Below are 12,714 nucleotides of genomic sequence, written 5' to 3'. Positions count from 1 at the left end.
TCATTATAGTTACAACTAAAAAATAAGTCAATCCTTTTCATAGATTTTTTATAAGCAAATTAAAAAGTGCCCCATTATGATATATGAGACACCCCTTTTTATTCTGCAAATAGCGCTTGAAATTCTTCAATAAATAGCTGTACAGCGATTGAAGAATCCTTTAATGAAGGAACAGCTAAAGCAATTTCTCTCCATACTTGCGGCTCCAATTCTCTCGTTTGCACATTCTGTGGTAAATTCGTTAAAGATAATTCAGCTAATATTGCAATGCCTAATCCTTCTTGAATCATATTTAAAGCTGTAGTAACGGTAGAAATTACATACTCAGCCCGAAGTGGTACGTTGGCTTGTTTAAACATATCAATGATGGGTGGTTCGTATCCGCCCTTACATAATATGATCGGTTCATTCTCCAAATCACGAATTGTAATAGAGTCCTTCTTACAAAGAGGATGATCCTCTCTTAAGATAGCAACCATTTTTCCCTTCGTTAACGGGACAATCTCCATCTCTTTATTAGGCAAAATAACAATTCCTATATCAACAACCCTCGATATTAACCAATCTTCAACTTCTTTAATTGTTCCTTCACAAAGAACGACCTCTAAGCTCGGATACTTCTCCTTAAAATGGTTTATCATTTTCGGTAAGAAATGTGCAGAAGCACTCGGAAAACTCCCAATTCGAATCGTCCCCACTTCGTGTCCTTTCTCCATCGCAACTTCTTGTTCAATCTTCTCTACACCGTTCAAAATCTCTCTAATATGTACAAGAATTCTGTTTCCTACATCCGTAACGAGTAATCCTTGTCGTTTATCACGTATAAGAATCGTAACTCCTAACTCTGACTCAATACTTGAAATTGCATGACTTACAGCTGGCTGCGTCATATTTAACACCCTGGCAGCCTTCGTAAAACTACCTAACTCAATAGTTTTTATTAATACTTGCAGTTGTGTAATAGTCATAACTAATCACTTATACTCCTTATAAAAAAGATTCATTTTATTTATTACATTCGATATCATATCATAGTGAAATGAATAACAACAAGGAGGTCTTACCGTGACACAGCTTTCTCGAACTAAGACGGCCATAATCCTTACCTTTCTCGTTTTCATGTGGGGAATCAATTGGCCTTTATCTAAGTTTGCCCTGCATTATACACCACCCGTTTTATTTGCAGGCGTTCGAACTTTAATTGGAGGATTCATTTTACTCCTTTTCGCTCTACCCAAATATAAAGAATTACATTTAAAAGAAACGTGGCATTTATACGTTATTTCTTCTTTACTTAACATCATTATATTTTACGGGTTACAAACTGTTGGTCTTCAATATATGCCTGCTGGGTTATTTTCCGCCATTGTATTTCTACAACCAGTTTTACTCGGTATTTTCTCGTGGATATGGCTTGAAGAATCAATGTACGGCTTGAAAATTTTCGGGCTTGTTCTCGGATTTATTGGTGTAGGTGTTATTAGCTCAAGCAGTTTAACAGGACATATTTCTGTTATTGGAATCCTTCTCGCGTTAGGATGCGCTATTGGCTGGGCACTTGGCACAGTATTCATTAAGAAGACTGGTCACCGTGTGAATGCCATTTGGATGGTAACAATTCAGCTTCTTATCGGTGGTCTTTGTTTAATCGGATTTGGCTCAGAATTTGAAAGTTGGTCTAGTATTGCTTGGAGTATGCCATTTGTTAGTGTACTACTCTTTATTTCATTCTTTGTTATTGCAATGGGGTGGCTTGCATACTTCACACTCGTTGGAGCTGGTGAAGCGAGTAAAGTAGGGGCTTATACATTCCTTATTCCCCTTATCGCTATTATTGTAAGTTCAATCTTCTTACATGAAGCCATTACAATGAGCTTATTTATTGGCCTATTATTTATTGTTGTGAGCATTTGTTTTGTAAATATAAAGCCGAAAACACTTGCTGTAAGGCAGCAGGTTGAAGTGAAATAAATATGAGAAAGAGCCTACTATTTGTAGGCTCTTTCTCATATCTTATTTTTTACGACGCACTACAAAAACACACGCACCTACCGAAGATACAATTGCCAAAATAGATAAAACAATTGCTATCAATTGCATATTACTAGTACCTTCATTCTTTTCTACATTAGATACTTCACCATGTTCTCCTGTTAATGACGTACCTTTTGCAATTGTAGTAAGTGAATGCGGTTTTTCAGCTTTCTCATCGCCTGTCCATTCAACAATTTCTCCGTCTTTATATTGTTGATATGCATCCCAAGCTATTTTTTGTTCTTTATCCGGATTTTTAGCGACGAAAGTAAATCGCTGGAACTGACCGGGTAAAATCCCTTCTCCTATTGCTTCCCATACTACAGTTTTCACTTTTCCGGCATTATCTTTCTGCTCTTCCATTTTCCACCCTGGCACTGGTTCATACTGTTGGAATTCCACACCAGACGGTATTTTCAGTGTAACTTTTGTTGTTGCTATATTCTTTTCAACTGGTACTTTTATCGTGTAAGTCTCCCAAGAACCGATGTCAGAAGTTGCTGGCTTCACAGTAACGTGCGCACTAACAGGTAACGAAAACATTCCCATTGTAATTGCTGTTGCGATCATTGTTGTTCCTAATTTTTTTATACGTTCCATTTTCAAATAGCTCCTTTTTATCTATACCTACTCTTTATCCCGCTATTCGCCGGGTAGCCCAATTGATGAGGGCTGCTTAAAGTTTCACTTTATCTGCCACCTACAATAAATTTATAATCCGTATCGAAGCTATCAAGCGATTTCGTTAATCCATGTACTTGTATATTCCAGTTTCCTGTCATGTTAATATACATACCTTCTGCTTCATATTCTCCCGGTGAAACTGCCGAAACTTTAAATGATCCTTTTCCCATATTCATATCTAACGATTGAGTCGTTAATATAATTTGTTCCATATCAGTAACGGGTTGTCCGTTCTCATCCTTTAAAGTAATATGGAATATATTTTGTCCTACTCTATTAGGACTTACATTTAGCGTCATTTCATATCCATTATCTAATTGTTTACTCTCTGTAAAAGGTCCAGTAGGAGGCATCGGTGGTGTTTGTACGTTTGTCATAAAAGCTACGATGACGAAAATGATAATTCCAATGATAAACTCTACTTTCACCGTAGCACCTAATCCTTGCTCCGCTCTCATTTTCCCTTTCACATAATGAATAATTCCCAATATCCCCATGAAAACGAATAAAAGTATCTTTGCTAGTAAAGCTAATCCATACTTCGTATCAAATAACGAGTGGATTGTTGGAATAAAAAATGTACTGTTAAAAAGACCTGTTATTAAAATCACAATGACAGCGCATGTTGCCCACGGTGAAAAACGCTTAATCATATCCCAATACATATTCCATTTGTTATCCTCTTTACGTAACAGAAGAATAATAGACGATAAACCACCAATCCATAATGAAGCTGCGAATAAATGTAAAAAATCCATAACAACAGCAATATCTTTAAACTTTAAACCATATGCGTGACTATTAAATGCTTTCATAACAAGTATTCCAATAAACAGCACTATTGGAATACTCCATACTTTAAAAGACGATAGCTTCTCACGCCTCATCGCAAAATACGTAACGATTATAAGCGAACTAATGAGAACCATTTGAGTAATCCAAACATAACTAAAAACAGAAAGCTGTAACGTTTCTTTTAATAGTAAAGGATTGAATGCTTCTAGCCATGAAACATCAGCATTTATTTTCGCTTGCAGTGGTAGATTGAATAACAAGCTAGTAAATATCCCTAATAAGGAAATCCATATTATGTTCTTACTCCTTGATCGAACCGAGGTTGCATTCCCTTTATACATAATAAGATTAAAGAATAGCACTCCTATAAATAGTGAGAAACTTGTATATAAAATTCCACGTTCCATGATCATATCAATTTGCGGAACATATCCCATCTCTTCTACTTGTATATCATCTGCTCCAGCTTCCGCTAATCCAATACGGAATGGAATAACTCCTTGAATGGGATGTCCATCAGCTGAAATAGCTTTCCACTGAATAGAGTAGAGACCATTTTTAAGATTCTCTTTCAATCCAGCTTCTAATAGCTTTTTATTTTTTTTATCAATATGAGCATCTTTTAAATCGACCCTTTTACCTGATGTATCTCTCACGTACAATGTATTAAAACTTGAGATTTGTATGTCCTCATCGAACTCGATTTTCACAACAGACGGTGCTTTCTTCAATGTTTCATTTTCAATAGGGTTTGATTTCACAACGTATGCATGAGCAGATGCACTTTTCGGTATCAATATGATAAGCACACATGCAAGTAATAACAATGTCCCTAACCTTTTCATTACTTTCACACTCATTTCACTTCTTTATTCCTCATCGCTATATTTTCATTATTTTTACTTCCCGAGTTTGATTCTTGGGCAAAATATTAACCTGATTAAATATAAACTTCTAGAAAGTATAACTCTTTATTTCTCTTCCACCTCTAAACTTCCAATATAATAGTAACTATTATCATAGATACAACTTACATTTTTAAAGCCGATTGTTATTATATCATAAAATATATTTATGTAAGTTATCAAAGAAGAAAAGTTATCGTGAATCATTTGTGAAGAAAATGTGAAATACATAAATAAAAAGGTATTACGTTATTACGTAACACCTTTAAAAAAAAATCCCTCTTCTATTTCTCTTCCGGATAATCACAATACTCGATAATCGTTCCTTCAGTATCCGCTGGGTTAAGATAAATTAACCTTCTACCGTGCTTATTAATGCGTAGTGTATGCTCTAATGTCCGAATACCTTGTTCTTTTAACTCTTCTAGAGCCACCTCTAAATCATCGACACGATACGCAACGTGATGTACACCTTTACCTTTTTGTTTTATAAATCGGGCAATTGGTGAAGTGGTGTTATTTGTCGGTGCAAGTAATTCAATTCTATCTCCATCCACTTCAAGAATGGCTACTTCACTTTCTACACCTGTTGCCTCACTTACGTAACGATCTATTAATTCTCCTGATAGAACCTGTTCATAAAAACGTATCGTACTATCTATATCACGAACTGCGATTCCGATATGATCAATTGTTTTTTTCATTTTATTTCCCCTACTACTTTATTTTTTCTCATTATTAATAGTAACAAAAAAAGCTATAGAAACAAGTTCTATAACTTTTTTATTTAACCTATTTTCTTATCCGCTCTAGTTGCTGGTTGAACTTGGTTTTTCACTTTTAAAATGCTAAGTCCATATCCGATAAATCCACCGATAATCGCTGGGAAGATCCAGCCTAATCCTACTTCCTGCATCGGAAGGAATTTAGTGAACACTTGGCTTACTACTTCAATGTTAACTCCAGCTGCACTTAATCCATCGAATAAGCTGATGATAAATGTTACGATTAAGCTCACTTGATAAACTTCAGCTCTTCCTTTGAATAATGAATGGAAGAATGTTAAGAAAATCAATACGATTGCTAGTGGATAAATTGCTGTTAATACTGGAACAGAAACTGCGATTAACTGTGTTAATCCTACATTTGCAACAATTGCACTAAATACACATAGCGTGATTGCAATTGCTTTGTAAGGAACATTTGGGAATAACTTATGGAAGAATGAAGAACATGCTGATACAAGTCCCACACTAGTTGTTAAACAAGCTACTGTAATCATTAATCCTAATAATACTCCGCCATATGATCCGAAATAGTAGTTAGAAACTTTCGCTAATACTTCTCCGCCGTTCTCTAAATGTCCAAGCTTTGCAACACTTGAAGCACCCATATAAGAAAGTGCTGTATAGATAATTGCTAAAATAGATGCTGCAATAATTGTCGCTTTTGCACAAACGACCATAATTTGTGTTTTCGTTTTCGCACCTTTTTCTTTAATAGCATTGATAATGATAATCCCGAATACGAATGATGCAAGCGTATCCATCGTTAAGTATCCTTCTTGGAATCCTTTAAAGAATGCATGTGATGTATAAGCTTCCACTGGTGCTTGCATATCTCCAATCGGATGTATAAAAGCAACGATTACTAAAATACCGATGAAAGTCAACTTAATTGGTGTTAAGATTTTTCCAACAATATCGACAATTTTCGCGGGATTTAGCGAAAAAAAACAAGTGATACTAAAGAATATAATTGTGAAAAGAATTAAAGGTGTAGAACCTACTCCTTCTGGCATAAACGGTTTAAGACCAATTTCATAAGAAACATTTCCTGTTCTCGGTATTGCAAATAACGGACCAATCGCTAAGTATAAAACTGTTGTAAACACAATCCCAAACACTGGGTGAGCACGACTAGCTAACGACTGCAAATCATCTTTACCTGAAAAACCAAATGCTAGCACACCTAGTAATGGTAATCCAACACCAGTTACTAAAAATCCAGCGTTAGCAATCCATACATTCTCTCCTGCTGATTGACCAAGCATCGCTGGGAAAATTAAATTTCCCGCTCCAAAAAATAGTGCAAATAACATTAATCCAATAACTACTATGAACGAAAACGGTACTTTATTCGCCATAATATAACCCCCATTCAAGTTTCCTTATCTCATTTTCCAATTTTAACTAATTGAATTTTCTGAATATTTAATTTAATTATCAACTATTCTTGAACTCATTATAATTTGCTATATAATATTTTGCAATACTATTTTCGAACTTTTCTTTTATTTTATAAATATACATTTTTTAACATGAAAAATAGACTAAAAAACCAACATGGTCATCCATGTTGGTTTTTCCATTTACTATCATGAATTAAAATTTTGCTGCTACTTTTTTAACGTTTTCTAGACCTTCTTCAACAATTTGTTGTGAACGATCTGGATATTGATTGTGTCCTTCAATTACAACTGTCTCTGGATTTGTAATTCCCCAGAATCCAAGTACCGTTGTTACGTAATTAACTGCCATTTCCATAGGAGCCATTTGCTCTGAAGAGTAATCTGAACCACGAGCACCTAACACAACTACTTTTTTACCACCAACTAAACCTTCTGGGCCATTTGCTGTATATTTAAACGTTTTTCCAGCTTGAGATAAGTATGAAATATATGTGATTAATGGCGCTGGTACTGTAAAGTTCCATAATGGGAATGCAAATACAACCTTATCAGCTTCTAAAAACTGATTTAAATATTGATCTACTGTAGCAACTGCCTTCTCTTCTTCAGCAGTTAACTCCATGCCTTGGCTACGTTTATATCCACCTGAAATCGCGATATTTCCGTAATAAGGAAGATCTAATGCAAATAAATCTAATTCCGTAATTTCTGTATTTGGATTTGCTTCTTTATAAGTACTTACAAATGTTTCATACATTTTTGAACTAACTGCTTGCTCCGCTGGACGATCGTTTGCTTTTACAAATAATACTTTTGACATTGTTTTATTCTCCTCTACTTTTGTATTTTCTTCTTTTTTACCAAATAACGAGCTAAATAATCCCATTTTTTTCACCTAAACTTTCTTATCATATTCATTATTCATCATCACAAAAATTCTTATTCTAATAAAAAGTTCCAATAGATACCTTAAGTAAAGATACAAAAAACTTTTTGTTATTTAATTACCTTATGTAAGTGATTGTAATATAGTCACTTACTTTAGTCAAGTAACTTTTAATAAAAAAATAAATCTCAAATTAAAAACATTTACTAAAATACAATTGAACACCAAATACGACTTTATTACTTGTATAATAAAATTAGAGAGGAAAATTCATATTTAGAAAGGATTTATTCATGAGCACTATAGAAAAGATTCAAACTTTTATTATTCTTTTTGCTGTTACATGCGGCATCGTACTCGGACAATTTAATTTCATACATATGTATTCAGACAAATTTATTGTTCCCTTCTTATTTTTCATGCTATATGGATTATTCCTCAGCATCCCATTAAAAGAAATAAAAAACGGATTTCACAATTTAAAATTTGCTGGAACAAGTCTTACTATTAACTTCTTATGGACACCTTTACTCGCTTGGGGGTTAGGAGCACTATTTCTTTCCGATCATCCAGCACTTTGGGTTGGATTTATAATGTTAATGGTTACTCCATGTACAGATTGGTACTTAATCTTTACTGAAATAGCGAAAGGTAATGTAGCACTTTCTACTGCAATTTTACCTGTAAATTTAATTTTGCAAGTACTGCTCCTTCCCATTTATTTATTTTTATTTGCTGGTGTCATGAAAACTGTAGCGATTTCTGTTTTAGTAGAAAGTATTGTTATCGTAATCGCCTTACCATTTATACTTGCACACGCTACAAAGTTCATTATGAATAAAATGAAAAAAGCTGAAACTCTCGAGAATAAACTCATTCCGTTTTTCAGCTCTGCTCAAATTGTATTTTTAAGTTTAGCAATAGTAGCGATGTTTGCATCACAAGGTAAATATTTACTGCAAAATATGAATGTCGTTTTATTATTACTCGTTCCTGTTCTATTGTTCTTCATCATTAATTTCTTACTAGGACAATTTATCGGGCGCATCATGCATTTATCTTACAAAGATACAGTAAGTCTAAGCTTAACAACGTTAGCAAGAAACTCACCTGTTGCACTCGCTATCGCTGTAACAGCTTTTCCAGACGAGCCTCTTATCGCACTTGCACTCGTTATTGGACCATTGATTGAGTTACCGGTACTAGCTTGTGTGTCACAAGTTTTGTTGCTTATTAAGAAAAAACGGCAATATGCATAATAAAAAACGTCCCATTTTGGGACGTTTTTTATTATGGAAAGATTACATACAACACTTACTTCTTATTTATCAATACAAATGAAATTACCGAAACTACAAACGTAATAATACCAATTATAAATTGATCGGCTCTAAAAATTTTATATGTTATAGAGAATTAACTTTTCGTTACATTAACAGATCCTTTCTAATTAAAAATGATAGGAAACGTAAATATAACGAAAGCTGCCCAAAGTCCGTATATTGGCAAATACTTCGTAACGGCATCTTGGATAGCTTTTGGTCCTGATTTATTTTGCAAGAAACGCATATAGGAAAACATAATCCAAATTAAATTTGCCCAGACCAGTATGTTTACACCTAAAACAGCAAGTCTATTAGGTGTAATCCCGTAAGAAGAAAGTCTGAATACTATGGCTGACAATGCGACAGTGTCAATAATAAGCGCCAGAACAATTAAGGAAAAATTTATATAATCTGAAATGTTCTTTTTCTCATCCGAGTCACTCTCAACGATAGAAAATATAGTAACAGCCAATACGCCAAGCAGTATTCCGTTGAAGGCCATTAGGAAATTGCGATCCAAGAATGGATTTTTCCCGATCCAAATTACCGTTATAAGATAGATAAGCAACGTGATCAGGACGAGAGGACTAAAAATTTTAGATATGTATGGTGTAATATTTTTAGCAAGCTTAAGATTCATTGATACTAAGTATGCAGTCACAATAGCGAGAGCCGCTGCTCCAAATAAAACAACATTACTAAAATAGAATTCTCCTATATCTAAGTCAACAAAGCTAAATAAACGCATGGTGAATACCGCAAGTATCATTCCGCTCACTGCCATGCTCCCGTAGAGAAGACAATATTCTAAATTAAATTTAATATAGGCTAATCTTGTACTGCCTTTTGAATATTCATTTCCTGTAAATGCAAGCCCTACTAAGACCCATAAAAATATAGGAAGATGTAAATACGCAAGTATGGTACTGTCTTTATAATTTACTGGCAGCGTATTAAGATAATACCCGGAAATTAGGAACAACGCTGCAAGGGAATAAATAATACTTTTTTTCGGAGTATTATTGTAAACAAAATAAGCAGCAATAAAGGGAATTACACCAAAAGCCAAGTTAATTGGAGCAATTGCTTCCTGCTCAACAAAGTGGAAAATGATCCTGGTGCTTATGCCGGCCAGAATAGCTAAAAGGCCCATGAATAAGAAACCTTTTTGAAACAAAGATGTTTTTTCTTTATTTACTTTCTCCTTGAAATGCAACCTTTCATACCAAGCACCTAGAACTTGAGAATCAGGGTTTTGGTCCCATGCTTGTGAGAATGCTTTTTTAAAAGCTTTCGGATCTTTTCTATACATCTTCTCCAACTCATGGGGGTTATCCATATTTTTAACAATCAAATTGTTAATGTTCATAGTTATACCTCCTCTAATTTTAAAAATAAGGTTGTTACCTTTTAACAAAAGCACCTCACTCATTTATTATGATTTTGATTTTAATACAAATTTTATCGTTTTACAATAAAAAATTATTATTTAAAGGATTTTTTTTATCGTTAAATTTTATATAAAAGAAAAACAAAAGAGCATGACAGTTTTATGTCATGCTCTTTTAACAAATTAATTCTCAAATACAAAATTAATCTTATTATCTTTCCACTCTAATTTCGCATCAAACGTTTTCTCGCCCTTTTTAAAGCCTTTAATTAAATCAGTCTTTTCACCTTTTAAGAGCTTTGTCATATTCTTTTGCGAAATTGTTTTACTTAATATCTTCTTTGAAATGGTGAAATCACATTGCGTTGTATTATAGTTAGAACAACCGTAAAACGTTGACTTATCAATTACATCGCCATCACATTTTTTACAGCTACCAACCTTTTTACCCGTTGTAAATTTCGATCCTTTTCGTTCAATCGATTCAACATGTAGTCCAGTGAAATCCCACTTCTCAGACATTTCCACTGCATCTTCAATAATTTTAGCTGATAGCTTTTTCGTCTGTTCCATAAATGTAGCTGGTGAAGCTGTACCTTCACCAATTTCCGCAAGACGTTGTTCCCATTTCGCAGTCATTTCTGGTGAAGCTAGTATTTTATCACCAATTGCGGTAATTAATACTTTTCCTTTATCAGTCGCATACACTTGGTTTTTCTTTACATCTATATACTTACGGTCTTTCAGCATCGTAATAATACCTGCGCGAGTCGCTTCCGTACCTAAACCTTCTGTTTTCTTTAATACTTTCTCCAGCTCTTCATTCTCTAAATACTTACCAGCTGTTTTCATTAACGTAATAAGTTGTCCTTCTGTATAGCGCTTCGGTGGCTGTGTTTTTCCTTCTTTCACTTTCACCTTTACAACTTTTCCTTCTTCGCCTTCAGCTACAATTGGAAGAATGGTTTCGTCATCTTTATCGTCTTGGAAAATAACTTTACGCCAACCTTCTTGAATTTGCTGTTTTCCTTTTGAAATGAATTCAGCACGTTCATCTACAAGCGTTACAATCGTTGTATAGTCAAAGATTGCAACTTCATAATGAGCTGCAATAAGCCTTCTTACGATCATATCGTATATTTTCTTTTCATCACCTGATAGTCTGCTTGGGTTTGTAACTTGCTCTGTCGGAATAATTGCGTAGTGATCTGTTACTTTCTTTTCATTTACATAACGCTTGTTATTCATAATGGATTCAACCGGAGCCGGTAATAAGCCTTTATATTCATCAAACTGACTTAACTTCTGTAAAATATCAGGGAACGTCGCTGCTTCTCCTTGTGTAACATAGTTAGAATCTGAACGTGGATAAGAAACAATCCCTTTTTGATAGAGTGCTTGCGTTATATCAAGCGTCTTTTTCGGTGAAAACTTAAAGGCTTTATTTGCCGTTGCTTGCAGTGATGATAAGTTAAATAAAAGTGGCGGCTGAAACTCTTTACGCTCCGTTTTCATTTCCTTCACAACAGCCGGTTTTCCTTGGCAAAATGCCGCAATTTTATTCGCCATATCAGGGTCTTTTAAGCGGGATTCATTATCCTTTTCCCATTTTCCGTCATATTTCTTTCCTTCTATATTAAAGGTTGCAAACACTTCCCAGAAAGGCTCTGACTTAAAGTTTTCAATTTCTTTCTCTCGCTTTACAATCAATGCTAACGTTGGTGTCTGGACACGACCAGCAGAAAATACATCATTCATTCCTTTTTTCTTTAGCAAAATACTAAAGACACGTGATGCATTCATACCAACAACCCAGTCAGCACAAGATCTTGTGTATGCTTCGTAATACGTATTAATTGTATCTGATTCATCAAGTAGATTTTTAAACCCTTGGTAAATAGCTTGCTTCGTTAAAGACGAAATCCATAGACGCTTCATCGGCTTTTGCACGTTACAAAGATTAATAATATTTCGTACGATCAGTTCCCCTTCACGCCCAGCATCGCCTGCGTGAATAATTTCTGTTACCTGTGGATTATGTAACAGCTGTTTCACAACGTTAAACTGTTTATACTTCGACTTTGTTACTTCAAATTGAAAACGCTCTGGAATCATCGGTAACGTATTAAGTGACCATTTTTTCCACTCTGCGTGATAATGCTCTGGATTACATAACTGCGTCAAATGACCAATTGCCCATGTACAGTACGCTCCATTTGGAAATAACTCATTCGCTTCTACCTCTAAATATCCATCTTTCCGGCGATATTTAAACTGTGAAACAAGAGCCAACCCTTGATCTGGTTTCTCGGCAATAATTAATTTCATTTTATAACTCCCTATCTGTATTCCAGTGTTACTTTCATTGTCTATATGTTTAGAAGCGATGATAAAACAACAATCTTATTTATCATTCGCGGTTTGTCTCGCAAATGGGAGACCTATAATATTATACGCTTATTCTTTATGGCTTCACAATAGAAACTCATAATATAACAATTTCT

The 12,714-nt window shown here is 34.5% G+C and carries 10 protein-coding genes; 2 read left to right on the top strand and 8 right to left on the bottom strand.

The genetic code is table 11. The features are described 5' to 3' along the window. Positions 1–98: 98 nt before the first annotated feature. Positions 99–968 (bottom strand): LysR family transcriptional regulator, encoded by an 870-nt coding sequence (locus ACS2QP_RS03955; protein ID WP_000156743.1) that lies wholly within the window; start codon positions 966–968, stop codon positions 99–101. Positions 969–1,065: 97 nt separating this feature from the next. On the opposite strand from ACS2QP_RS03955, the gene ACS2QP_RS03950 reads away from it, so the two are divergent. Continuing rightward, positions 1,066–1,971: a DMT family transporter gene (locus tag ACS2QP_RS03950; RefSeq protein WP_000192812.1), complete on the top strand. Its 906-nt coding sequence runs from the start codon at positions 1,066–1,068 to the stop codon at positions 1,969–1,971. Between the two features lie 42 nt (positions 1,972–2,013). Here ACS2QP_RS03950 and ACS2QP_RS03945 read toward each other — a convergent pair whose 3' ends face one another. From ACS2QP_RS03945 to ACS2QP_RS03925, 5 genes are all read right to left on the bottom strand, one after another. After that, a complete protein-coding gene (locus ACS2QP_RS03945; protein WP_000439685.1) occupies positions 2,014–2,634 on the bottom strand; it encodes a YcnI family copper-binding membrane protein in 621 nt (206 codons plus the stop codon). Between the two features lie 89 nt (positions 2,635–2,723). After that, positions 2,724–4,373 (bottom strand): copper resistance CopC/CopD family protein, encoded by a 1,650-nt coding sequence (locus ACS2QP_RS03940; protein ID WP_326235400.1) that lies wholly within the window; start codon positions 4,371–4,373, stop codon positions 2,724–2,726. A gap of 329 nt (positions 4,374–4,702) precedes the next feature. Further along, positions 4,703–5,122, bottom strand: a complete 420-nt coding sequence (locus tag ACS2QP_RS03935) for a VOC family protein (protein ID WP_000750857.1) — start codon at positions 5,120–5,122, stop codon at positions 4,703–4,705. Between the two features lie 83 nt (positions 5,123–5,205). Continuing rightward, complete coding sequence (gene brnQ / locus ACS2QP_RS03930; RefSeq protein ID WP_001284786.1) at positions 5,206–6,564, bottom strand: branched-chain amino acid transport system II carrier protein; 1,359 nt, start codon at positions 6,562–6,564, stop codon at positions 5,206–5,208. 238 nt (positions 6,565–6,802) lie between these two features. Continuing rightward, positions 6,803–7,495 (bottom strand): FMN-dependent NADH-azoreductase, encoded by a 693-nt coding sequence (locus tag ACS2QP_RS03925; RefSeq protein ID WP_000522517.1) that lies wholly within the window; start codon positions 7,493–7,495, stop codon positions 6,803–6,805. Positions 7,496–7,788: 293 nt separating this feature from the next. Here ACS2QP_RS03925 and ACS2QP_RS03920 point away from each other — a divergent pair, with 293 nt between their 5' ends. Further along, a complete protein-coding gene (locus ACS2QP_RS03920; RefSeq protein ID WP_078421606.1) occupies positions 7,789–8,754 on the top strand; it encodes an arsenic resistance protein in 966 nt (321 codons plus the stop codon). Between the two features lie 187 nt (positions 8,755–8,941). On the opposite strand, the gene ACS2QP_RS03915 is transcribed toward ACS2QP_RS03920, so the two are convergent. Both ACS2QP_RS03915 and topB read right to left on the bottom strand, forming a co-directional pair. After that, the gene (locus tag ACS2QP_RS03915; protein WP_078421605.1) at positions 8,942–10,189 is read right to left on the bottom strand and encodes a DUF4153 domain-containing protein; all 1,248 of its coding nucleotides are present in this window, start codon (positions 10,187–10,189) and stop codon (positions 8,942–8,944) included. Between the two features lie 204 nt (positions 10,190–10,393). Next, positions 10,394–12,538, bottom strand: coding sequence for a DNA topoisomerase III (gene topB / locus ACS2QP_RS03910; protein WP_000766771.1), 2,145 nt, complete (start codon positions 12,536–12,538; stop codon positions 10,394–10,396). Between the last annotated feature and the right edge of the window lie 176 nt (positions 12,539–12,714).

Source organism: Bacillus cereus group sp. Bce019 (genome assembly GCF_051781745.1).
In the GTDB taxonomy this organism is placed as follows: domain Bacteria; phylum Bacillota; class Bacilli; order Bacillales; family Bacillaceae_G; genus Bacillus_A; species Bacillus_A cereus.
Note: the sequence above shows the minus strand (reverse complement) of the source record. Positions and strands in the feature narration are given on the sequence as shown.